The sequence below is a fragment of the Chelativorans sp. Marseille-P2723 genome (assembly GCF_902809845.1).
In the GTDB taxonomy this organism is placed as follows: Bacteria; Pseudomonadota; Alphaproteobacteria; order Rhizobiales; family Rhizobiaceae; genus Chelativorans.
Window position 1 is genome coordinate 508,937 of the sequence record NZ_CADDWI010000008.1, and the last position, 24,062, is coordinate 532,998.

Below are 24,062 nucleotides of genomic sequence, written 5' to 3' on the forward strand. Positions count from 1 at the left end.
CTATCGCGATGGCCATTGGCCAGCTGAAATCGGGGGCATCTTGGGACTTAACATATCTGCAACGAAATTTGTTGCCTTTGATGACACGCATCAAAGGCGCGTTGACACCTCGCTCAACAACCCGACGAGTGAAACTGTTGGCGGTATTGCCGTTCGGCACATCTTCAGGCGGAACAAAACCGGGGACAAGGATCGTGACGGCAACCCGCTGATTTATGCCCTCAAGGGTATGCACGGATACCAGATCATGCCTATGTACCGGAAACAGTTCATGAATCGGGCGCGACAGATCATTGAATCTTTTGCGGAGGAACTGGAAGCTGACTATATCATGCCTCTCCCCTCCAGCTACGACTTCTGCCGAGAGGTGGCCGAACTCATTTGCGAGATCACGGAAAAAGAGTACCTGGACCCCAATTTCATACGGAAGAGGACGGTTCAGGAAATGCTCGACCAGTATGGACTAGAAGTGCCTAACGGTCTCAATAGCAGAGCTAAAATAAGCTACAAAGCCCAACTGGCCAGTTGGCGTCGTGCGAAGCCTGCTCAATACGTTTCGATGAAGGAGATCGTCAACCCCATCAGGCATTGCTTTAATCCGCTCACACTGAACGGGCCGGTTCCTGACATCGTAGGCAAGCGTCTAATAATAGTGGATGACCTAATGTCCACAGGTGCCTCATTGACCTCAGCGGTTAATGTTCTTACGGAGGCTGGTTGTACCGTCACCTCAGGGGTGTGCTTCGTCAGCGGGTTGTAGGGTCTTACCCATGTCCTCAAGGACGGCCTTGGGAACCAAACCAGGGGGTTAGGTATTGACTAGATGTCAACAGTGAGCCATATAGGTTCATGTGATTGGGCGCTAATGCCCTGACCGTGCCTACGCCTCACGGTCATAAAACATAAGGTGTGGGGAAACCTGCACAGGTCCGAGCGTGCACCAGGTGAGGTCAGTCGATAAGCGACGAGTATCACCAAACCAGGGATCGGCTGGTTAGATTTGAAAGGAGGTCGTCGGACCTCCTTTCGTCGTTTCAGGCCACTCCCTTAAGTATTTGACTGGTTCGCTATTGCACTCCCGATCGCGCGTTAATCGCCACCACTGCGCCATGAGGGTGGCAGTTGACGATACATATGTCCCGAAGGCGTACACTGGACAAGTGGATGGTACAGCGCGCTAACCGAAAGTTCTCGGCGTCATCGATCTGACGACGCTACTTTCCTACTTGGTTTTGAGATTTACGTTGATGCTCCCGCAGCTACAGCGAAGCTGTTCCGAAGCCCCTTTGCGTGGTGTGAGGTAGGGATAGCCACCGCATTTCGGATTTTGACAGCGAATATGGCCAAGTAACGCCTTGAAAGCGTCAGTCACCTCCTTGAACTCGGTCCTCGTGAAGTTTTCCCACTCGTTGAAATGCACGGACTTGTTGATCGCCCATTGCTCGGCATTGGTCTTCTGAATCAGCATCGTGGCTTCCGCCAATTTTGCTTCCAGCGCCGCCTTGGTCTCGTCGTGGTCCCAATGTGCTGCGGACTTGATTCCCTTCTCCAGACGGTTCTTCCATCGGTCGAGCACAGACGGCAACAAGTCGCCAAGATCGTAATTCGCATCGCCCCGATACTCGACCTGCGCCCGCAAATTGTCGGCAAGAACGGCAGAGATATATTCAAGATAACGGCGCATCAACGCAGCGGCGCGTGGCACATCATCCTTGTCCAGAGCCTCCTGGATTTCGGTCCAGACGTCAGTATCATCCCAAATGCGAGGTCCTGTTTCGATATTCCAGCCGCCGAAGAACTGGCCCTTCTGGATCAGACCCTCGGTCTTCATATATTGCAGCCACACCCGATCATGTGTTGTTAGAATGAATTGAGTATCGGGAAATTTTGTCTTGAGCAGGCGGCATACTTCGCGCCGGTGGCCGGTATCTACGGACATAAGGACGTCATCGAGCACGGCAAAGCTGAATTTGTCGCCGAGCGTGTGCTTCATCAGTGCCAGATAAAGGCACAGTCCCATACCGTCTTGATGCCCTTCGCTATGATAAGCGCCGGGCGGGAATGTTCCCCTGCCATAGAAGTCGACATTGAAACTGAGTTTCGCCGGCTCGGCCTTCAACTCACCGACAAATTTACCTTCATCGTCATTGATAGCCTTGTAGAAGTCGGTAAAATCCTTGGCGACGGCATCGTAGATGTCTTCGAGGACCTTGTTGGAAACGGCATTGTAGTGGTCATGCACCTTCTGCGCTGTGGCATTTCGCATGCCCATTGCCTTGGCGGTTCTGGTCGTAGAGAGCAGTCTTTCATAGCGATCCTGGAGGACGGCGAGAAATGCAATCGCTTTGTCCTTGGCCGAGCTGTCGGGCAAAGCCGTGAAGCCTTTTTGCGTCTCGTCTAGTCGTGCCTGCGCTTCTTTCCCAACTTCCCACCACTTGTTCTCCAGCGCAGAAATTGCTCCTTCAATCTTGGAAGGATCCTCCTGGAATGCCTTGAGCGACGCCTTCACGTCACTAAGGGCCTCGGCGTAACTATCGAGCTCGGCGCGCAGGACGGAGGGATTAAGGGCCCCCGCGTAGTCAGCCGCCTTGCGGATCGCTGTTGCCCGTTCATCAATCCCGCCCATAACTGCGCTGATCGCCTTGTTAAGACTTTCGAGCAGCGTGCCCATCTCTTCGGCACTCAAGAGCTTCGCCTTGAGGTGTTCGCGCAACTCATCGGCGTTCCAAGGCGTGTCGCAAAGAGGGCAGGCATCCTCCGTAACCAGTTGCAGGCCGGTGGTAATGAAGCCATGCGACCGGGCGAGCGACAGAGCCCTTTCGTCCTCCTTTAGCTTTCGCAAAGCTGACAGGGCGCTTTCCCGATGCGCTTTCAACGTGGCGGGTTCAGCTGCCTTAATGGCGGCGGACAACGCAGCAAGGTCCGCAAGGGCGACATCTTTTGCTATGCCGGGTTTCTCGGAATCTTTCCCATCCTTTGGCGCACCTTCCTTGAAAGACGTTTGCGGGGTGAGCTCGGCCAAAGTCGGCAAACCAAGAATGCCGCGCTGCGCATTGGCTCTTTCCAGCACTTTTTCCCGGTCAAGCGCGGGAAGCCCGAGCGCCGTCTTGAGGTCGTCTTCGGCACGCTTCCGCGCGCGCTCCGCTTCCTCGTCCTCCCGTTTGCATATGTTTGCGTAGCTGACGAACGCTCTGCGCAAGCCTCCAATATGCTCAAGGCGCAGCAGATTCTGCACGTCAGTGGAACGCTGCGCGGGTGGCGTGACAATGTATTTGGCGATCTCACGACGGGAGAGGGCAAACTCGGGGTGCGATTGCAGTTCGTCAAAGACTGCCTCCGCTGCCGGATCAGCGGGCGTAAGGATCATGATACGCGGATTCTTGACGGTGCGCGTTATCGTGACATCCTTACCGAGAGAAGGGATAGTCGCAGTAATCGCAACCTTGGCTTTGTCAGGGTTTTTGCGATGTTCGACGTGAGGGGCATGCCCTTTAACGCTTAGTTCGCCCTGGCCTTGTCCGGAAAGTCTCGTGACATTGCCGGTGAGACAAAACTCGATGGCATCGACCACGCCGCTCTTGCCGGTGCCATTCGGTCCGCAAATCCCGAAATTTGCACCGCCCAAATCAAGATCAAGTTCCCGGATGCCGCGAAACTCCTCGATATGAATGGTCTTTATGCGGATCACCCATCGCCCCCCTTGGGTAGCGGGGAAAGTGCCGTATCAATATCCTCGATTTTCGGAACCTTGCCCGTTCGCAAGAGTGCGTCGAGCTGCTTTGCAACTGCGTCTCCCAGCGATTCATCAGCAAGCAACGTATCAAGATACTCGTCAAGAACCTTCGTGACGGTCGGTGAAAGCGGGTTGTTGTGTTGCTCGTTCACGCTGTTTCGTAGCTTTGGGACATCGTCAAGCTGCCATTGCGGACAATTTAGGCTGCAGGAGGACAAACTATGTTGCCCTCCTCACACGTCGTCAACTCTGCTCATGAGCAGCCGCTGGTGCTGCCGCAAGTATCGCACTTCTCGCAGGTGCCGTTCCGCACCATCGTGAAGTTCTGGCATTCGGAGCACATGTTGCCCGTGTAGCCCTGCATGATCGCCTGCTGGCGGCGTTGGGATTCGAGCTTCTTGGCTTCTGCTGCCTCTTCGGCCGCCGTGTCGGTGAAGAGGGCGCTCACGCCTTCCTCTTCAGCCACATCCTCGGCCAGTTCCCGGGCGCGCTCCTCATAATCGCGGCGGAAGGCAGTGGCTTCCTCCTGAAGCCCCGCATAGGCATGCTTCAGAGCCGTAACGGTTGCGCCTGAGGAAATGGCGCGGACATTGGAGCCGCCGGAGGCTGTCGGCGCGGTGCGGGCCTGGGCAGGAGAGGCCGGTGCGGCTTCGCCCTTCGGCTCGCCCTTGCCGCTCACCACCTTGAAGGGCGTGGCGCCGCGCATGAGACCCTTGGAGAAGGGAAGCGCCTTGCCCTCATTGATGCCCCGGCCGAGCGCCGTCTTGTCGAAGTCCGACGTATCGACATGCGCCAGATCCGTGCGGCCGAGATAGGAGACGGCCAGCTCGCGGAAGACATAGTCGAGGATCGAGGTGGCGTTCTTGATGGCGTCGTTGCCCTGCACCATCCCCGCCGGCTCGAATTTCACGAAGGTGAAGGCGTCGACAAACTCCTCCAGTGGCACGCCATATTGCAGGCCGATGGAGATCGCGATGGCGAAATTGTTCATCATGGCGCGGAAGGCGGCGCCTTCCTTGTGCATGTCGATGAAGATCTCGCCCAGACGGCCATCGTCGAACTCGCCGGTGCGCAGGTAAACCTTGTGGCCGCCGATCACCGCCTTCTGCGTGTAGCCCTTGCGGCGATTTGGAAGCCGCTCGCGCTCGCGCACCAGGCGCTCCACCACGCGCTCCACGATCTTTTCCGTGACCTGAGCGGCACGGGCAGCCATGGGCTGTGCAAGCAGCGTTTCCACCGCATCGTCCTCATCCTCCTCATCATCGGCGATGAGGGAGGCGTTAAGCGGCTGCGAGAGCTTGGAACCGTCGCGGTAGAGCGCGTTGGCCTTCAATGCCAGCTTCCAGGAAAGCATATAGGCGTTCTTGCAATCCTCGACGGTGGCCTCGTTCGGCATGTTGATCGTCTTGGAAATCGCGCCGGAGATGAAGGGCTGCGCGGCCGCAAGCATGCGGATATGGCTCTCGACCGAGAGGAAGCGCTTGCCGATCTTGCCACAAGGGTTGGCGCAGTCGAAAACAGGCAGATGCTGCTCCTTGAGGTGCGGCGCGCCTTCAAGCGTCATCGCCCCGCATACATGGATGTTGGCTGCCTCGATGTCCTTCCTGGAGAAGCCGAGCGCCGGCAGAAGCTCGAACGAGAAATCGTCAAGCTGCTCCTGCGTGAAGCCGAAGGTTTCCTTCAGCCAGTCGGCGCCGAGCGTCCATTGGTTGAAGGCGAACTTGATGTCGAAGGCGGCGGCGAGCGCGGCGTTGAGCGCGGCGATCTTCTCGTCGGTAAAACCCTTGGCCTTGAGCGTGGACGGGTTGACGCCCGGTGCCTGGTTGAGATTGCCGTGGCCCACGGCATAGGCCTCGATCTCGGCAATCTGCGCTTCGGAATAACCGAGCGTGCGCAGGGCCTCCGGCACGGCACGGTTGATGATCTTGAAGTAGCCGCCGCCGGCGAGCTTCTTGAACTTCACCAGCGCGAAGTCTGGCTCGATGCCGGTCGTGTCGCAATCCATGACGAGGCCGATCGTGCCGGTGGGCGCGATGACAGTCGCCTGTGCGTTGCGGTAGCCGTGCTTCTCGCCAAGCTCCAGCGCCCGGTCCCAGGCGGCGCGGGCGTGTTCGATCAGCGCCGGGTCGGGGCAATGCTGCGCTTCGAGCGGCACGGGATTGACGGAAAGCTTTTCATAGCCGTCGATCTGGCCATGGGCGGCGCGGCGGTGATTGCGGATGACGCGCAGCATGTGCTGCGCATTGCGCTCGTAATCCGGGAAGGCGCCGAGCTCGGCGGCCATCTCGGCCGAGGTGGCATAAGCCACGCCCGTCATGATGGCAGTGAGCGCGCCGCAGATCGCGCGGCCCTCGTCGGAATCATAGGGGATGCCGGAGGTCATGAGCAGGCCGCCGATATTGGCGTAGCCAAGGCCCAGCGTCCGGTATTCATAGGAGCGCCTGGCGATCTCCCTGGAGGGGAACTGCGCCATCATCACGGAGACTTCGAGCACGATCGTCCAGAGCCGGACGGAGTGCTCATAGGCTTCGATGTCGAACTTGCCGTCCTTGCCGCGATAGGCAAGCAGGTTGATGGAGGCGAGATTGCACGCCGTGTCGTCCAGGAACATATATTCCGAGCACGGATTGGACGCGCGGATGGGACCGGCCTCGGGCGAGGTGTGCCAGTCGTTCATGGTGGTGTTGAAATGCAGGCCCGGATCGGCGGAGGCCCATGCGGCATAGCCGATCTTGTCCCATAGATCGCGTGCCTTCAAGGTCTTTGCCGGCTTGCCGTCTATGCGGCGGATCAGCGTCCACTCGCCGTCATTCTCGACCGCGCGCAGGAAGTCGTCCTTGATCGAGACGGAATTGTTGGAGTTCTGGCCAGAGACCGTGAGATAGGCTTCCGAATCCCAATCCGTGTCATAGGTCTTGAAGTCGATGGAGGTGTAGCCCTGCCGCGCGAACTGGATGACGCGCTTGATGTAGTTCTCAGGTACCGCGTTCTTCTTCGCCGCCTTGATTTCGCGCTTTAGCGCTGGATTCATCTTCGGATCGTAACAGTCATCATTAGCACCATCGCAATTGACGCAAGCCTTCAGAATGGCGTCGAGATGCTTGCGCACGATCTTGGAGCCGGTGACAAGCGAGGCGACCTTCTGCTCCTCGTTCACCTTCCAGTCGATAAAGGCTTCTACGTCGGGATGATCGACATCGACGATGACCATCTTGGCGGCGCGCCGGGTGGTGCCGCCTGATTTGATGGCGCCCGCCGCACGGTCGCCGATCTTCAGGAACGACATAAGCCCCGAGGATTTGCCGCCGCCCGAAAGCTTCTCGCCTTCGCCGCGAAGCTCCGAGAAGTTCGAGCCCGTGCCGGAGCCGTATTTGAAGAGACGCGCTTCACGAACCCAAAGGTCCATGATGCCACCCTCGTTCACGAGGTCGTCCTCCACGGACTGGATAAAGCAGGCATGCGGTTGCGGGTGCTCGTAAGCCGACTTGGACTTGGTCAGCTTGCCGGTAAAGGGATCGACATAGTAATGGCCCTGGCCGGGCCCGTCGATGCCATAGGCCCAATGCAGCCCGGTGTTGAACCATTGCGGCGAGTTCGGCGCGACGCGCTGGGTGGCAAGCATATAGGCAAGCTCGTCCATGAAGGCCCTGGCGTCGGCTTCCGTGTCGAAATAGCCGCCTTTCCAGCCCCAATAGGTCCAGGTGCCCGCTAGCCGGTTGAACACCTGGCGCGCATCCCGCTCGGAACCGTAGCGTTCCCCCTCGGGCAGTGCCGCAAGCGCTTCTTCGTCGGCGACAGAGCGCCAGAGGAAGGAAGGAACGTCATTCTCTTCCACCTTTTTCAGGCGCGCGGGTACCCCGGCCTTGCGGAAATACTTTTGCGCCAGGATGTCGGAGGCCACCTGGGAGAACTGCGCCGGAACGTCGATATCGTCCAGCCGGAAGACGACGGAGCCGTCCGGGTTCCGGATCTCGCTGGTTGCCTTGCGGAATGCAACCTCTGCGTAAGGCGATTGGCCTTCCTTCGTGAACCGGCGTTCGATGCGCATCTTCGTTCCTTTTCGACCCGATATATATAGCGTCCCGAGCAAGCTTTTGCTCATCACAAATGCCTTTGGGGACAACGCGAATCCTTCGCTGGCAGCAAAACGCCGCGCTGGCGCAGCCTTTCACCGTTTTCCCCAATCCTGCTGGAGCGGCCCCTCAGCCACACGAACTACCTGGAACCCGGTTGGTCCGTGATGACGCTTCGAGTGGTCGCTCTCCAACGGGAAATTTACTGCTAATTTGTGTGCGGCATGGAAGCAAACACTAAATGTAGTGTTAACCGATTCCTTATCCATGCTCAAGACCAGTGCCCCCAGCCGCGAAAAACGCAAAAAGAGAACCCTTCTTCCGCCTCGCGGCTACGGACGGAAGAACTTGCACGATCACCGTTTGGGAAACTGACCGACTGCCCACTTTCCGGTCGCGTCCATGATGGACGCACAACAACCATAAAAGGCGACTCGGTTCAGGGCGTCAAGGAGCGGCGGCGTAACTTCTGTGAACACCATATTTTGGGTTCCCCGGGTGTGGATATCGGGGATGGCGCTGATGAAGCTTCTGCGCTGGGCTTCCAAAGTAGAAAAAGGCGGCCAGAAGCCGCCTTTTTGAATTATCCGGGGGCTTTTTCAGGCCGACATGGCTTTTTGTAGGTTCTCGTCGACCTTATCGAGGAAGCCGGTCGTTGAAAGCCAGGGCTGGTCCGGCCCGATAAGAAGGGCAAGGTCCTTGGTCATGTGGCCGGCCTCGACGGTTTCGACGCACACGCGCTCCAGCGTCTCTGCGAACTTCTTCAGTTCTGCATTGTCATCGAGCTTTGCGCGGTGCGCAAGGCCGCGCGTCCAGGCGAATATGGAAGCGATGGAGTTGGTGGAGGTCTCTTCGCCGCGCTGATGCTGCCGGTAGTGCCGGGTGACGGTGCCGTGGGCGGCCTCGGCCTCGACGGTCTTGCCGTCCGGAGTCATGAGGACGGAGGTCATGAGGCCGAGCGAACCGAAGCCTTGCGCGACCGTGTCGGACTGAACATCGCCGTCATAGTTCTTGCAGGCCCAGACGTAGCCGCCCGACCATTTCAGGTTCGAAGCTACCATGTCGTCAATCAAGCGGTGCTCGTACCAGATCTTCTTCTCCTTGAAGGCATCTTCGAACTCGGTCTCGTAGATCTCCTGGAAGATATCCTTGAAGCGGCCGTCATAGACCTTCAGAATCGTGTTCTTTGTAGAAAGATAGACCGGGTAGCCACGCTGCAAACCGTAATTCAGGGAGGCGCGAGCAAAGTCGCGGATTGAGTCGTCGAGATTGTACATGGCCATGGCAATGCCAGAGCTTGGGGCGTCAAACACTTCGTGCTCGATGGTCTGGCCATCCTCGCCTACAAACTTGATGGTGAGCTTGCCCTTGCCTTGGAACCTGAAATCGGTGGCGCGATATTGATCGCCGAAGGCATGGCGACCAACGACGACAGGCTGGGTCCAGCCGGGTACCAGACGCGGCACATTGCGGCAGATGATGGGCTCGCGGAAGATCACGCCGCCCAGAATGTTGCGGATCGTGCCGTTCGGCGACTTCCACATCTTCTTGAGCCCGAATTCTTCAACGCGGGCTTCGTCCGGCGTGATGGTCGCGCATTTGACCCCTACGCCATATTCCTTGATGGCATTGGCGGCATCGATGGTGATCTGGTCGCTGGTGGCATCGCGCGATTCAATCCCCAGATCGAAATATTTGAGGTCAATATCGAGATAGGGGTGGATCAGCTTCTCTTTGATGAACCGCCAGATGATACGCGTCATCTCATCGCCATCGAGTTCAACGACGGGATTATCCACCTTGATCTTCGCCATGCCCAACCTCTCTGCGGAAAAAAGGGCGGCCGTGCCGCCGGTCAACTTTCGAAGTGGCGCCCCTATAGCATTGCCTGAACGCTTGGCAAAGGCGTGTAGGCCCGCTTTACCACGCATCCGGAAGACGCTAACAGCGGGAAATGGCAGGCACAGACAGACAACGCGAATTGCTCGCGGAAGGCCCGGCAATCATCCTCGTCGAGCCGCAACTGGGCGAGAATATCGGCATGGTAGCGCGGGCGATGGCCAATTTCGGCCTCGCGGAGCTACGGCTTGTACGGCCGCGTGACGGTTGGCCCAACGAGAAGGCGCGCGCGGCTGCGAGCCGCGCCGACCATGTCATCGATGCCGTGCGCGTTTTCGACGATCTCTCAAGCGCCGTGGCCGATCTCAATTTCATTTATGCCACCACCGCGCGCCCGCGCGATAATTTCAAGTTAGTCCGTGGGCCGGAAGAGGCGTCCCTCGATCTGCGCGCGCGCCATGCATCCGGGCAGAAGACCGGCATCCTCTTTGGCCGCGAGCGTTGGGGCCTTACCAATGAGGAGGTGGCGATGGCCGACGAGATCGTCACCTTCCCCGTCAATCCTGCCTTCGCTTCGCTCAATGTCGCGCAGGCGGTGCTCCTCATGTCCTATGAATGGATGAAGGGCGGAGGAAAGGGCGTGTCGCCCTACGATCATCGACAGACGCCAGCGACTCGCGAACATCTCAACAGCCTGTTCGCTTATCTGGACCGAGTTTTGTCGGAACGCGGCTATTTCCGTACCGCTGACAAGAAGCCCAAGATGATGGACAATCTGCGCGGCCTCTTCACACGTCCGGCATTCACGGTGGAAGAGCTTGCGGTGCTGCGCGGCGTTCTGGTCTGTCTGGAAAAATTCTCGCCGAACAAGCCGAAGGGCAGGGTGGTTAATGAAGAGGACTGATCTTTCTGAAGGACCTCTGCGCAATCCTGCTAGCGCACCGCGGAGCGCGCTTCTGCAATGGTAAATGCACAAGCGTCCCTGCCCATCCTGTTCTTCGATTCCGGTATCGGCGGGCTGTCCGTCGTGAAGGAGGCTCGCATAGTTCTGCCGGAGCATCCCTATGTCTATGTGGCCGATGATGCGGCTTTCCCTTATGGCGATTGGGAAGAGGAGGCTTTACGGGCGCGGCTCGTGGAGCTTTTCGGCAGGCTGATCGCCCGTTTCGAGCCCGCGCTGATCGTCATCGCCTGCAACACCGCCTCCACGCTCGCCATCGCTGATCTGAGGGCAGCTTATCCCGGCCAATCATTTGTCGGCACCGTGCCTGCCATCAAGCCAGCTGCCGAGCGTACCCGATCCGGCCTTGTCTCTGTGCTGGCTACCCCTGGCACTGTGAGACGGCAATATACAAGGGATCTCATCGGCCAGTATGCTGCAAGCTGCCATGTCCGGTTGGTGGGCAGCGAAAATCTTGCCCGGCTGGCGGAGCAATATATGCGGGAAGGCTTTGTCGACGAGGCGGCGGTGCGTCAGGAGATCGTTCCCTGTTTCGTGGAGCAAGAGGGCAGGCGCACCGATATAGTCGTGCTTGCTTGCACACATTACCCGTTTCTCGTCAACCGCATGCGCAAGACTGCGCCCTGGCCGGTCGACTGGATCGACACCTCCGAGGCCATTGCACGGCGCGCGTTGGCCTTGGCGCAGGAGTTGCCGCAGCCGCAGCGGCAGGGGCTGGACCTGGCCTTTTTCACCTCGGGCAATCCGCCGCCCGCTCTCAGCAGGCTGGTCGGCGGCTTCGGTTTTGCCGTGGCAAGGGAACCCTGATATCATCGCGAAACCGGCCTATGGATGTTCGCTTTCGGCATTCTGCACTTGTTGACTTTAATACCGGTCTCGCCTATTTCCCCGCCAGCGCGATGGCCTTGTGCCTTCCGTGCTTAGTGACGTGTCCCGTGGGCAGTGCCTCTTGCGTGCGGCAATGTCCTGTCAGGCCTTAATGAGGGCCAGAGGAGGGCGCGTTTCCTTCACCTGGGACAAGGGGTTCCGGGTGTGTTATCTGAAAGGGAATGCGATGAGCAAACGCCAATCTGCAAAATACAAGCTCGACCGACGCTTGGGCGAAAACATCTGGGGACGGCCCAAGTCTCCGGTCAACCGCCGTGAATACGGTCCAGGTCAGCATGGCCAGCGCCGCAAGGGCAAGCTTTCCGACTATGGCCAGCAGCTCCGCGCCAAACAGAAGCTGAAGGGCTATTACGGAGACATCTCGGAAAAGCAATTCCGCCGCATCTATGACGAGGCTAACCGCCGCAGGGGCGAGGCGACCGAGAACCTGATCGGCCTTCTGGAGTCGCGGCTCGACGCGATCGTGTATCGCGCGAAGTTTGTTCCCACCGTCTTTGCCGCCCGCCAGTTCATCAATCATGGTCATGTCAATGTGAATGGCCGGCGCGTGAACATTCCCTCATATCGGTGTAAGCCAGGCGATGTTATCGAGGTTCGCGAAAAGTCCAAGCAGCTCGTGATGGTGCTGGAGGCCGTGCAACTGGCTGAGCGCGATGTGCCGGACTATATCGACGTGGACCACAACAAGATGGTGGCCAAGTATGTGCGCGTCCCAGCGCTGGTCGACGTTCCATATGCGGTCCAGATGGAGCCGAACCTGGTTATCGAGTATTACTCTCGCTGATCCGGCTTCACAAATTTATGGTTCTCAGAACGCCGGGCTCCCGTTGGTGCCCGGCGTTTTGTTTTGCCGGAAAGCCGTGTAGCAAGGCTTCAGAACACAGCTCGCAACGCGGGCTGTGACAAGGATCAATGCCAGTTTGTGGTACATGCCACGGGGAGGACCAAGCGAACCTGGCAAGAGCTGCTTTAAAGCCAGCGCTAATCCTGACGCTCGGCTGCGTAAGCCTATGAGGCTATCAGTATTCACATAGCATACCCGGAGCAGGCAGGTTAGAACAGCTTCTGCGGCTAACTTTTGGCTTACGTCGAGCCTTACGAAGGCAGTCGTCCGGCGGGCCGAACTTCCGCCTTGCCAACTCACCTTGACCAGCCGCCACCAAGGCTATGTCGCTTCATCGCAACTATGCCTTAAGAGGCACAAACGATATCTTCCCACTGCCTTCGATCACAGCGACCTTGATCGTTGAGATGTCGTCCATGCCGTGCTGCCTGAGATAGCTTGTCAGTTCTTCTTCGGTGAGAAACTCACGGCGCAAGTTGTCCATGAGTGGTTTGCCGTTCCGCACCACCGTTAGCGGCCCCGGCGTTACCAGCTTTTCGAGCGCGGGAACATAGAAGGTGAGCGCATTTATTGCATAGTCCAAGGCCATGAAGGCAATGATGACGATCAGGCCGTCTGCGACCGAACTGTAGCTGCCCATAGAATGAGTGGCAGCTTCTGCAATGAGCAGCATGAATATCAGGTCCATACGCGCCACTTCCCCGCCCGTCCTCCTCGGCAACAGCCGCATGAAGGCGAGAATACCGAGGTAAAGAACGAAAGCCCTGGCGATGAGTTCGAGGAGCGGAGTTTCCGGTGCAAACACTTTCAGCCAATCAGACGGGACCAGTTCCATGTTAAAGTCCTCACATGATTAAAATTGTGCCTCGCCAGAGCGATCGAGTGGCCGAAGCACTAGGTGGCAGCCGGCCTGACATCAGAACCTCAGCATAGTGGGCGATGTTCCGGCACCTTTGCGCACCAAATGGTCGGCAAAAAGCGACAAATACAGATGGTTCAATCATTTCAAGGGAGATGGTGGGCGATGAGAGACTCGAACTCCCGACATCTTCGGTGTAAACGAAGCGCTCTACCAGCTGAGCTAATCGCCCTTAGGAAAACGGCCGCAAGCGGCCACATCCCAGGTCCGTTCGTTTAGGCGTTTCACGGCGGTATCGCAAGTCAAAATTGCCCTGGGCGGACTGCGGCGTAATTCCGCCGTGGATTTGTGCACATGCCTGTTGAGACCGCTTGACAGCAAACGCGTAAGTGCCTAAGTGACCGCCACGACGTGCATTTGGCGCGTTGGTGCGCGGGTGTAGCTCAGCTGGTTAGAGTGCCGGCCTGTCACGCCGGAGGTCGCGGGTTCGAGCCCCGTCACTCGCGCCACTTAACCCTTCTGAGATCCCTTCTTCCAAACATCCGAATTGGGCTGGTGCTGCTAACCGCAAAGTCTCACGCTTTTTCGGTACGCGTTCAGCCAGTCGCGCGTGTGGGCGGCCCGTTCCTACGGCGAATTGGCTGGGCTCGTCTCGCAGGGGATCGACCACAGGCCGCGTCTCTGGCAGATGTTACTGCATGAGCGGCCGACGCTGGCGCCTGCGGCACCTACTTCCTGCGGGTTGGTTGGATGGCAGATCCTTGCCGTTTATGCGCTGCCGTGTTCCTGCTCTCCAATAACCCGTTGATTGGGCCTGTGCGGCAGTTCATGATGAGCGGCAGGGGGGTCAGCATGGACCGTTTCGAACATGACAGGATGTTCATGGCTGTTATCGAGATGGGCAGCTTCGTTGCTGCCGCCGGGCAGCTCGGCACCAGCTCTGGACAAGCATCCAAGCTGGTCTCGCGACTCGAAGCTGAGCTCGGGGTCCAGTTGCTCAATCGCACCACGCGCTCGGTCCAGCCCACAGCGGAAGGGCGCGCCTATTACGAGCGTCTCAAGCCGCTGATCGATGAGTTTGATGCCCTTGACAGCGATATTCGGAATATCTCCCGATCGCCCCGGGGGCGGATTCGCGTCACTGCGCCGCTTACATTTGGGGTGGTCGAACTTGCCCCCGCGCTCAATGCGTTCGCCGCAGAATATCCGGACATTGAGCTCGACGTTAGCTTTACCGATCGCGTGGTGAATGTTGTAGAAGAGGGTTTCGACATGGCGGTGCGAGTTGGCCGACCCTCTGATTCAAGTCTCATCATCCGCAGGCTCTGCGCGGTCCGGATTGCGACGGTTGCGGCCCCGTCCTATCTTGAGCAGCACGGTGAGCCCGAAGCGCCGGACGATCTTTCCGGCCACAGCTGTATTCTTGATCCGAACTTTCGCGACGTGAAACGCTGGCCCTTTAGGAACAGCGCTGGAGAAGCAGCCAACATTGCCGTGAACGGGCGCATCCGCTATTCGAATGCCGAAGCTTGCCTTCGAGCGGCTGAAGCCGGTCTTGGCATAGCCTGCGTGCCCGGTTTTGTCGCGGGGGAGGCCATCCGCGATGGCCGCGTGGTGCGCATCCTGCAGAAGTTTGAGACCGAACCCTATGATGTTCACATCCTTTATCCCCACAGCCGCCACCTAGCCACGAAGGTACGGCTTCTCGTCGACACACTGGTTGAGCGGTACCGCGACACGCCGCATTGGGAACAGGGTTGGTAGATTGCTTCCAGAATGGAAGATATGATCTTCCTCCCGGTCTGATTATCATCGCATCCAGTTAGAGCCATCTTCTTGTCACACGGACCCCAGCGGTCATCGACAAGGAGAACCAGCATGAATGTTTCGATCATCGGCGCAGGCAACATGGCCAAAGGCCTTGCGGCAGTTTTCACTGCAGCCGGCCACCGCGTCACCATTGCCGCCCGAGACAAGGTCAAGGGCGAAGCAGCCGCACAGGAGGCTGGTAACGGCGCAACGGCAGGATCAATCGCCGAGGCCGCAGCGGCGGATATTGTGGTTCTTGCAGTGCCCTATCAAGGTGCCTTCGAGGCGATCGAGGCTGCGGGAGGGCTCGTAGGCAAGATCGTGATCGACATCACCAATCCCATGACTGAGGACTTTTCGGGCTTAAGCATCGGCCACACGACGAGCGCTGCTGAGGAAATACAGAAGAAGTTCCCGCACGCCCGTCTGGTGAAGGCATTCAACACTGTCTTCGCCCAGGTGCTGCAGAACGGCGGGAAGATCGCGGGCAAGCCCGTCACAGTGTTCGTCGCCGGCGACGATGCGGAAGCCAGAACAAAGGTGGTGGAGCTCGCACAAGATGCAGGCTTTGAAACGCAGGTGACAGGTAGCCTCTCCACCGCGCGGTATCTCGAACCAGTAGCCGCACTCAACATCACCCTTGGCTATGGCCTTGGCCACGGTGTGGCCATCGCACCAACCTGGCAGCGCGCTGCCTGAACCCGATCATCCAAGGAGATTTTCACCATGAGCGACGTCACTATTCGAAACTCGGTCAACTCATCCATAGTAGAAGGCGTTACCAATGCCGATCTTGCGGCAGCGATACTTCGCTTCTCAATGGGCGTCCTGTTTCTGGCCCATGCCGGCCTGAAGATCTTCATCTTCACGCCCGCAGGGACGGTGGCCTATTTTGGCAGCCTGGGATTACCCGGCGGGCTTGCCTATCTGGTGTTAGGCGCCGAACTGCTCGGCGGTATCGCACTCATCCTCGGCCTGTGGACCCGGTGGGTGTCGCTTGCCTTGGTGCCGATTCTGCTCGGTTCCATCTACACGCCCCACGGCGCCGCAGGCTTCTTCTTCTCCAATGAGGGGGGCGGCTGGGAATTTCCGATGTTCTGGGCGATCACCCTGATCGTGCAGGCACTGCTGGGCGATGGCGCCTTCTCGCTAAAGCGCGCCAGAGACTGACGATCTGAAAATCTGGAGGGCGTGGAACCTAAACGTGCCTCCTTCATCACGAGTTTTGCGGCGGGCGCCGGTTCAACGCTCAAGGAGAGGATCATGCTGATCAATGGCAAATGGGTGGCGGACTGGCAACCCGTCCAAGCGAAGGACGAAAAGGGTGGTTTCGTCCGGCAGACTTCAAGTTTCCGCAACTGGATCACGCCCGATGGCAGCGCCGGCCCAACGGGCGACGGTGGCTTTCCGGCTGAAAAAGGGCGCTATCATCTTTACGTGGCGCTGATCTGCCCCTGGGCTTCCCGCACGCTCATGGGGCGCATGCTGAAGGGCCTGGGTGATGTGATCTCCGTTTCCGTGGTTGAACCGGAATTGTCGGCTCAGGGCTGGCGCTTCAAAGAGCCCGATGAGATCACCGGCGTCACCTATATGCACGAACTCTATACCCGCGCTGATCCCACCATCTCAGGCCGCGCAACCGTTCCCCTTCTTTGGGACAAGCAGCGCGGCACCATCGTCAACAATGAGTCTGCCGAGATTCTGCGAATGATGAATTCCGGTTTCGGCGACCTCGCGGACCCGACACATGACCTCTACCCGGCTGATTTGCGGGAGGAGATCGATGCGCTTAACGCCCGAATTTATCCAAGCCTCAACAATGGCGTCTATCGCGCAGGCTTTGCCACAACGCAAATTGCCTATGAAGAGGCGTTTTATCAGGTCTTCGGGATGTTTGACGAACTGGAAGCCCTTCTCGGTGATGGACGACGCTTTCTGCTCGGCGAGCGCCTGACCGAGGCCGACATCAGGCTGTTCGTGACGCTGGTGCGTTTCGATGTCGCCTATCATGGCCTCTTCAAGTGCAATTTACGCCGCTTGGCTGACTATAGTACACTGTCTGATTATCAGGCGCGCATCCTTGCACTGCCCGGTATGCGGGAGACGGTCGACATCGATCACATCAAGCGCGGCTATTATTCAGTCAAGGCTCTCAATCCGACAGGAATTGTCCCCGTGGGACCGGCATTGCCGGCCACGCTGGCTGCGTAGCCAAGACTTGGGTAGACTACCTTATGCCCAACAGTGGCGATTATTTGTAATAATAACTGCTCCATGTCGATAGATCTACGCCGGCTGCTGCTAGTGAGCGGAGCAGGACATATGGCTTCTTTCTGCCCTGCCGGTTCCTTTATCGCTCCAGTCTCAACAACTCGAAGGGCAAGCCGTTGTCGTCGATGTCTCTGCGGGAGACCTCTCGGAAACCAAGACGCTTATAAAACCGGCTTGCTCCTTTATTGAGGGAGTAGACCTCAAGCTCCAGGCGACCCTTAAGCCTGGCCGCATGTTCGACGAGCGCGCGGCCGATCCCCTGGGCATGAAAGGCCGGATCCACGAACAGGCCCCCGATGAACCCGTCGAGCAACCCGATGAAACCGACCGGCAGTTCATTACAAGTGGCAACCCAGTTCTCCGCCCTCGGCAGGTAAATCGCCGCAACAGCCTTCGCCTGTTCGTCCAATTGCTGTTCGGTAAAGAAGGGGTGCCCAACAATGGAGGCTTGCCGCCAGATTTCGAGCAAACGTGGTTTGTCATTCGGCTGGTAGGGCCGAATCTCCAGTTCGATACTCATTTCAGATATCCGCCAGTAGAGCGCTTAAGCGCGCAGGTCCATGTTCGGCCGTGGAGGCCGCTCCGCCCGTCGACGGGCTGATCCTGTCATATGCCGCTGCGCATAAGTCTCCTTACCGACTGAGCCAGAAATACAGCTTAAGATAATAGGAGGCAACTCGGTGATGGTGGACAGGTACACAAAAAACAAAGGAGCCGCTTTGGCTTGGCTTCGGTCTCACCGCCGCGCTGCCGCAAGCCCTTTCTCGATATCTGCTTTCAGATCCTCTACATCCTCCAGCCCGATCTGCAGGCGGATGACTGGGCCCGGGTAAGAGCCGTTGGTTATGGTCCGGTCGGACAGCGAGACATGAACGGCGAGGCTCTCATAGCCGCCCCAAGAATAGCCAAGACCGAAGATTTCCAGGGCATCGAGGAAGGCGTGTGCTTCTGCCCCTCCGCCCTGTGAAAGCACGAAGGAGAAAATGCCGCTTGAGCCTGAAAAATCACGTTTCCATAGTGCGTGGCCGGGATGGGAGGGCAGGGCAGGATGTAACACCTGCGCAACGCCGGGCTGACCCTCCAGCCAGCGCGCAATGGCAAGCGCGCTCTCCTGATGATGTGCAAGCCGCACGCCCATCGTCCTCAGACCACGAAGCACCTGATAGACATCATCCGGGCCTGCGCACACGCCAAGCGTGATGAAGGTCTCGTGCAACTGCTTCCAGCATTTCTCATTGGCCGAAACCGTCCCCAGAAGCACATCCGAATGCCCCGCCGGATATTTCGTGGCCGCATGAATTGATATGTCTACACCGTGGTCGAGCGGTCGGAAGTAGAGGGGGGTGGCCCACGTATTGTCCATCAGCACGATGGCACCGCCATTGTGGGCTGCCGCGGCAATCACGGGAATGTCCTGTATTTCGAACGTGTTAGAGGCCGGAGATTCGGTGAAGACGACCTTCGTGTTGGGCTTCATGAGGGCAGCAATGTCAGCGCCCACCATCGGGTCATAATACTCTACCTCGACGCCAAGGCGTTTCAACATCGTGTCAGCGAAGTGGCGCGTCGGATTATAGACAGAATCGACGATCAGCGCATGATCCCCGGCGGAAAGAAAAGCTAGGAGCGGCACGCAGACCGCCGCGAGGCCGGAGGGGACGATAATGGTTCCGGCCGAGCCTTCAAGCTCGTCCACCGCTTTCGCCAGCGCGTCCGTCGTGGGCGTGCCGCGCGTGCCATAGGTGTATTGCTGGGACCGGCTGGCCATGGTCGCCGCATCGGGAAAAAGCACCGTCGAGCCGTGCACTACCGGCGGATTGACAAAGCCGAAGAAATCGCGCGGGTTGTTGCCCATATGGGCCAGCCTGGTGTTGACGCCCTTTTTGCGATGGTTATCCGCCATATCGACAGTCTCCACTCCTGCTGTTTCCGGATTTACGGCTTAGTGGCTCCCCTGCATTATCACAAGGCCGGGCGAGCGTTTCATTCGTTCTTGACCAAGGCGAGATTATCGCATTCGATGGGTGCCGTGATTTGGAGGAGAAGCGTGCTCGCCACCGTCAGGCGGGCGTCAGCTTCGGTTGTTTTAGTTTAGGGGATTAAGCCCTGCTTAAGAATAGGGTCGATTGATCATGCAGAAATTAATAAAGACGCTGCTTGGTTCGGTTGTTGTCGCGCTGGCCGCCAGCTCGGTTTCCGCGGCGACGCTTGACGATGTGAAGAATAGGGGCGCGCTGCGCTGCGGCATCAATACCGGCTTGCCGGGCTTCGCCTTCCAGAATGACCGCGGCGAATGGGAGGGTATGGACATTGACTACTGCAAGGCCGTCGCGGCTGCGATCTTCGATGGCGATGCGGGCAAGGTCGAATATACCCCCCTTTCGGCGGTTCAAAGGTTCCCGGCGCTGCAGAACAACGAGATCGACCTGCTTGCCCGCAACACGACCTGGACCATGAATAGGGATACCGCGCTGGGGCTCAATTTTGTCGGCGTTAACTATTATGACGGACAGGGCTTCATGGTGCGCAAGGATCTGAACGTCACCTCGGCCCTGCAGCTTTCGGGCGCGACCGTATGCGTGCAGAGCGGCACGACAACCGAGCTCAACCTGACAGACTATTTCCGCGCCAACAACATGGAATTCAATCCGGTGGTCATCGAGGCGCAGAATGATGTCAATTCCGCCTACGAGCAGGGCCGCTGCGACGTGCTGACAACCGACGCTTCCGGCCTTTATGCAAGCCGCCTCGAACTGGCCAATCCTGACGAGCATGTGGTTCTGCCGGAGATCATCTCCAAGGAGCCGCTGGGTCCTGTCGTCCGGCAGGGCGATGAACAATGGTTCGACATTGTCAAATGGGTTCATTTCGGGCTCCTGAATGCGGAGGAACTCGGCGTCACCCAGGACAATGTGGAAGAACTTGCGGCAAATTCCGACAATCCGGACATTCGCCGGCTGCTGGGCAGCGACGGGACCTTCGGCGAAGATGTTGGTCTCAGTAATGAGTGGATGGTGCACGCCATCAAGGCCGTCGGCAATTATGGCGAGATCTTCGACCGCAATATCGGCCCCGATACCCCGCTAAAGATCCAGCGCGGCATCAACGCCCTGTGGACGAAGGGCGGCCTGCAATACGCGCCGCCGATCCGCTGAGCAAAGGACGGAAGCCCGCGCACCGCTAAGCGCGAGCCCGGCGTCGGGTTGCTGCAGGCGAAAGCGCGGGTGAGCCGTGCCTTGGCCGCGGCTCCTGGAGCGTTCTATGACCGTCGATACAGAATCTCGCACCGGACCGCGCGAGCGCATTGCGCTCCTGCGCGACCCCCGCATGCGCGGGCTGATCATCCAGATCGTGATGATCGTCGCCATCCTGGCTTTCGCAGACTGGCTGGTCAACAATACGGTTCAAAACCTTAGCCGGGCAAACATTGCCTCGGGTTTCGGATTCCTGTCCTCCCGCGCAGGCTTCGATATCGGTCAGGTGCCGATCGATTACACCGCCAATTCCACCTATGGCCGAGCGCTGCTGGTGGGCATCACCAATACGGTGATCGTCTCGCTCTCCGGGATCGTTCTCGCAACGATCGTCGGTTTCATCATTGGTATCGGGCGCCTTTCCCACAATTATCTCGTGCGGGGACTTTCCAGTATTTATGTGGAGACGTTCCGTAACATCCCGCCGCTGCTCGTCATCCTCTTTTGGTATTTCGGTGTCCTTACCGTATTGCCGCTGCCGAGAAACGCGGTGGGACTGCCCTTTGGCTCATATCTTTCTAATCGGGGGTTGCAGACGCCCTCGATCAACTTTGAACCGGCCGCGCTATTCACCCTGATTGCCTTTGTCGCCGGTGTTGCTGGCGCGATCGTCCTTGGGCGAGCAAACAGGCAGCAGCACATGAAGACCGGGCAACAACGTTCGCTCATCCTGCCCAATCTGGCCCTGATTCTCGGAGTGCCGCTTGCCGTTTTCGCACTTACCGGCTTCCCCGTTGCGGTCGAGTTCCCGACAGCGACGCGGTTTAACCTCGTTGGGGGCTGGAACGTATTGCCGGAGTTCCTCGCGCTTTTCCTCGCGCTTTCCTTCTACACGGCCGCCTTTATCGCCGAAATCGTGCGCGGGGGAATTCTGGCCGTTTCATGGGGGCAGACGGAAGCAGCCTATGCGCTGGGCCTCAGGCGGGCGCAAACGCTTCGCTTCGTCATCATTCCGCAGGCCTTCCGCGTCATCATTCCTCCGCTGACCAGCCAATATTTGAACCTGACAAAGAATTCCTCACTCGGCCTTGCCGTAGGTTATCCGGAGCTTGTGGCAGTCGGCTCAACGGTTCTCAACCAGACCGGCCAGTCGGTGGAGGTGGTGGCAATCTGGATGGTTGTTTATTTGGGCCTGAGTTTCGTTACCTCGGCGCTCATGAGCTGGTTCAACGCGCGCATGATGTTGCTGGAGCGGTAGAATGGAAAAACAGTTCCAAGCTCATATTGCCCGCGATGAGAAAAGGCCGATGCCGCCGCCGGGAGAGCAGGGCCTGCTGGCGGCGCTGCGCAAGAACCTTTTCGCAACCTGGTTCGATTCCCTTCTGACGGTTGTTCTTGGCCTTGGCTCCGTCTGGGTGGCGTGGAAGCTCATCCAGTGGGGCCTGGTAACGGCGGTATTCACAGGGGAGGACCGGCAGGCCTGCCTTACCACCGACGGAGGACCGGTCGGAGCCTGCTGGGCCTTCGTGAATGCCAAAATAGGCCAGTTCATCTATGGGCGCTATCCGCTGGCGGAGCGCTGGCGGGTCGACCTGACGCTGCTTCTGCTTGCCACCCTTGCGTTGCCTCTTGCCATCCCGCGGGCTCCTTTCAAGCGCCTGAACGCGAGCTTGCTCATAGGGGTGTTTCCCTTCGTTGCATTGGTACTGCTCACGGGCGGGAATTTTGACATGAACGTCGGCTGGATCGTACTGCTGTTCATAGCCGCTGCCTTCGCGTCCGCTACTTTGGCGGCAGGCACTGCCGGCGCTCTTTCCGGCCGTCTCAAGGGCGCCTACAGGCTGGCGCTGGCGGCTCTCGTCCTTCTTCTTGCGTCCATTATCCTGCCGGGATCGGATATCCGGCTTCCGATCTTCGAACTCCCTCTGCTGTCATTGGCTGCGTTGCTGGCTGCGCTTGCATCCATCGGCCTAAGCGTAGTCGCCGCGCGCGGGGGCCTGAAAAGGTCTTTCATGCCATTCCGGGTCTTCATGCCGTCGGTCTTCGCCGTAGCACTTGTGGCACTGCTCACGAGTGATTTCCACTTGATGCCGGTGTCCACCAATCTCTGGGGCGGGCTGATGCTGACTCTGGTGGTCGCGCTTACCGGGATCGCAGCCTCGCTTCCCCTCGGTATCCTGCTTGCACTTGGGCGCCGCTCGCACATGCCTGCCGTGCGGCTCCTCTGCGTCATCTTCATCGAATTTTGGCGCGGCGTGCCGCTTATCACCGTCCTCTTCATGTCGACCTTCATGATCCCGCTTTTCCTGCCGGTGGGCATAACCTTCAACCAGTTGCTGCGGGCACTCATCGGAGTGGCGCTCTTTTCCGCAGCCTATATGGCTGAGGTAATGCGCGGCGGACTACAGGCGATCCCCAAGGGGCAGTATGAAGGGGCAATGGCGGTGGGCCTCAGCTACTGGCAGATGATGCGCCTCGTCATCATGCCGCAGGCGATCAAGCTCGTCATCCCGGGCATTGTTAACACCTTCATCGGCCTCTTTAAGGATACCAGCCTCGTCTATATCATCGGGCTCGCCGATCTTTTGGGAACCGTACGGCGCGGTTTTTCGGATCCCAACTGGATCACACCGACCACGGCAGCAACAGGGCTCCTCTTCGCGGCATTCGTCTATTGGCTTTTCTGTTTTGGCATGTCGCGCTATTCGATTTTCATGGAACGCCGGCTTGATACCGGTCACCGGCGATAACAGGCCGAAGTGCCGTTCAGGGGAAAAGACATGGCGCAGAATACAAACGTGGTAGCGCCCCGGGAGGCCAAGCCCGGGTCCGGCAAGATGCAGGTGTCCGGTACGGACGTAGCCATCGAGATCATCGGCATGCACAAGTGGTACGGCACGTTCCAGGTGCTACGTGACATCAATCTGAGGGTTATGCGTGGCGAACGCATCGTCGTGTGTGGCCCATCAGGCTCCGGCAAGTCGACCATGATCCGCTGCATCAACAGGCTTGAGGAACATCAGCAGGGCCGCATCCTCGTCGACGGGATAGAGCTGACCAACGATCTGAAGAAGATCGACGAGGTGCGGCGCGAAGTTGGCATGGTCTTCCAGCATTTCAACCTCTTCCCGCATCTGACCATTCTGGAGAACTGCACGCTGGCGCCCATCTGGGTGCGCAAGATGCCCAAGCACGAGGCGGAGAAGATCGCCATGCACTATCTGGAGCGGGTGCGTATTCCGGAACAGGCGGACAAATATCCAGGTCAGCTTTCGGGCGGGCAGCAGCAGCGCGTGGCGATTGCCCGCGCGCTGTGCATGAACCCGCGCATCATGCTGTTCGACGAGCCGACATCGGCGCTCGATCCCGAGATGATCAAGGAAGTGCTCGATACCATGGTCGATCTTGCCCAGGAAGGCATGACCATGATCTGCGTCACCCATGAGATGGGCTTTGCCCGGCAGGTCGCTAACCGGGTCATCTTCATGGACCAGGGGCAGATCGTGGAGCAGAACACGCCGGCCGAGTTCTTCGACAACCCGCAGCACGAACGGACGAAGCTGTTCCTGTCGCAGATCCTACACTGACGAG

19 protein-coding genes and 2 tRNA genes are annotated in these 24,062 nt (G+C 58.5%); 13 read left to right on the forward strand and 8 right to left on the reverse strand.

Annotated elements, in window-relative coordinates; genetic code table 11:
• Positions 1-40: 40 nt before the first annotated feature.
• The gene (locus tag HUS57_RS04295; RefSeq protein WP_173931673.1) at positions 41-760 is read left to right on the forward strand and encodes a phosphoribosyltransferase family protein; all 720 of its coding nucleotides are present in this window, start codon (positions 41-43) and stop codon (positions 758-760) included.
• 462 nt (positions 761-1,222) lie between these two features.
• Here the strand turns inward: HUS57_RS04295 and HUS57_RS04300 are convergent, their stop codons facing one another.
• From HUS57_RS04300 to HUS57_RS04315, 4 genes are all read right to left on the reverse strand, one after another.
• A complete protein-coding gene (locus HUS57_RS04300) occupies positions 1,223-3,688 on the reverse strand; it encodes an ATP-binding protein (RefSeq protein ID WP_173931674.1) in 2,466 nt (821 codons plus the stop codon).
• Entirely contained in the window at positions 3,685-3,885 is a 201-nt protein-coding gene (locus HUS57_RS04305) for a hypothetical protein (RefSeq protein ID WP_173931675.1), read from the reverse strand. Before HUS57_RS04305 ends, HUS57_RS04300 begins: the two co-directional genes overlap by 4 nt.
• 101 nt (positions 3,886-3,986) lie before the next feature.
• Positions 3,987-7,781, reverse strand: coding sequence for a vitamin B12-dependent ribonucleotide reductase (locus tag HUS57_RS04310; protein ID WP_173931676.1), 3,795 nt, complete (start codon positions 7,779-7,781; stop codon positions 3,987-3,989).
• Between the two features lie 624 nt (positions 7,782-8,405).
• Entirely contained in the window at positions 8,406-9,620 is a 1,215-nt protein-coding gene (locus HUS57_RS04315) for an NADP-dependent isocitrate dehydrogenase (RefSeq protein WP_173931677.1), read from the reverse strand.
• A 140-nt stretch (positions 9,621-9,760) separates the two neighbouring features.
• Between HUS57_RS04315 and HUS57_RS04320 the strand changes: the two genes are divergently transcribed.
• From HUS57_RS04320 to rpsD, 3 genes are all read left to right on the forward strand, one after another.
• A complete protein-coding gene (locus HUS57_RS04320) occupies positions 9,761-10,549 on the forward strand; it encodes an RNA methyltransferase (protein WP_173931678.1) in 789 nt (262 codons plus the stop codon).
• 57 nt (positions 10,550-10,606) lie between these two features.
• A complete protein-coding gene (murI, locus tag HUS57_RS04325; protein ID WP_173931679.1) occupies positions 10,607-11,413 on the forward strand; it encodes a glutamate racemase in 807 nt (268 codons plus the stop codon).
• A 247-nt stretch (positions 11,414-11,660) separates the two neighbouring features.
• A complete protein-coding gene (gene rpsD, locus HUS57_RS04330; protein ID WP_173931680.1) occupies positions 11,661-12,278 on the forward strand; it encodes a 30S ribosomal protein S4 in 618 nt (205 codons plus the stop codon).
• 400 nt (positions 12,279-12,678) lie between these two features.
• Here rpsD and HUS57_RS04335 read toward each other — a convergent pair whose 3' ends face one another.
• Positions 12,679-13,173 carry a YetF domain-containing protein gene (locus HUS57_RS04335; RefSeq protein WP_173931681.1) on the reverse strand — a complete coding sequence of 165 codons (495 nt, stop codon included), beginning with the start codon at positions 13,171-13,173 and terminating at the stop codon, positions 12,679-12,681.
• Positions 13,174-13,353: 180 nt separating this feature from the next.
• A tRNA-Val gene (locus tag HUS57_RS04340) sits at positions 13,354-13,429 on the reverse strand.
• A 200-nt stretch (positions 13,430-13,629) separates the two neighbouring features.
• Here HUS57_RS04340 and HUS57_RS04345 point away from each other — a divergent pair.
• From HUS57_RS04345 to HUS57_RS04365, 5 genes are all read left to right on the forward strand, one after another.
• Positions 13,630-13,706, forward strand: a tRNA-Asp gene (locus HUS57_RS04345).
• A gap of 343 nt (positions 13,707-14,049) precedes the next feature.
• Positions 14,050-14,961 (forward strand): LysR family transcriptional regulator, encoded by a 912-nt coding sequence (locus HUS57_RS04350; RefSeq protein ID WP_173931682.1) that lies wholly within the window; start codon positions 14,050-14,052, stop codon positions 14,959-14,961.
• A gap of 72 nt (positions 14,962-15,033) precedes the next feature.
• A complete protein-coding gene (locus HUS57_RS04355; RefSeq protein ID WP_281409280.1) occupies positions 15,034-15,705 on the forward strand; it encodes an NADPH-dependent F420 reductase in 672 nt (223 codons plus the stop codon).
• 66 nt (positions 15,706-15,771) lie between these two features.
• Positions 15,772-16,176 (forward strand): DoxX family protein, encoded by a 405-nt coding sequence (locus HUS57_RS04360; RefSeq protein ID WP_246727774.1) that lies wholly within the window; start codon positions 15,772-15,774, stop codon positions 16,174-16,176.
• Positions 16,177-16,269: 93 nt separating this feature from the next.
• Positions 16,270-17,217: a glutathione S-transferase family protein gene (locus HUS57_RS04365; RefSeq protein WP_173932272.1), complete on the forward strand. Its 948-nt coding sequence runs from the start codon at positions 16,270-16,272 to the stop codon at positions 17,215-17,217.
• Positions 17,218-17,356: 139 nt separating this feature from the next.
• On the opposite strand, the gene HUS57_RS04370 is transcribed toward HUS57_RS04365, so the two are convergent.
• Positions 17,357-17,797, reverse strand: a complete 441-nt coding sequence (locus HUS57_RS04370) for a GNAT family N-acetyltransferase (RefSeq protein ID WP_173931685.1) — start codon at positions 17,795-17,797, stop codon at positions 17,357-17,359.
• Positions 17,798-18,013: 216 nt separating this feature from the next.
• The gene (locus tag HUS57_RS04375) at positions 18,014-19,180 is read right to left on the reverse strand and encodes a cystathionine beta-lyase (RefSeq protein ID WP_173931686.1); all 1,167 of its coding nucleotides are present in this window, start codon (positions 19,178-19,180) and stop codon (positions 18,014-18,016) included.
• 226 nt (positions 19,181-19,406) lie between these two features.
• Here HUS57_RS04375 and HUS57_RS04380 point away from each other — a divergent pair, with 226 nt between their 5' ends.
• The 4 genes from HUS57_RS04380 (at position 19,407) to HUS57_RS04395 (ending at position 24,058) form a co-directional block, all read left to right on the forward strand.
• The gene (locus tag HUS57_RS04380; protein WP_173932273.1) at positions 19,407-20,432 is read left to right on the forward strand and encodes an amino acid ABC transporter substrate-binding protein; all 1,026 of its coding nucleotides are present in this window, start codon (positions 19,407-19,409) and stop codon (positions 20,430-20,432) included.
• Positions 20,433-20,538: 106 nt separating this feature from the next.
• On the forward strand, positions 20,539-21,729 hold the full coding sequence (locus HUS57_RS04385; protein WP_173931687.1) for an amino acid ABC transporter permease: 1,191 nt from the start codon (positions 20,539-20,541) through the stop codon (positions 21,727-21,729).
• Position 21,730: 1 nt separating this feature from the next.
• Complete coding sequence (locus HUS57_RS04390) at positions 21,731-23,221, forward strand: amino acid ABC transporter permease (protein WP_173931688.1); 1,491 nt, start codon at positions 21,731-21,733, stop codon at positions 23,219-23,221.
• Between the two features lie 30 nt (positions 23,222-23,251).
• A complete protein-coding gene (locus HUS57_RS04395; RefSeq protein ID WP_281409281.1) occupies positions 23,252-24,058 on the forward strand; it encodes an amino acid ABC transporter ATP-binding protein in 807 nt (268 codons plus the stop codon).
• Positions 24,059-24,062 lie beyond the last annotated feature (4 nt).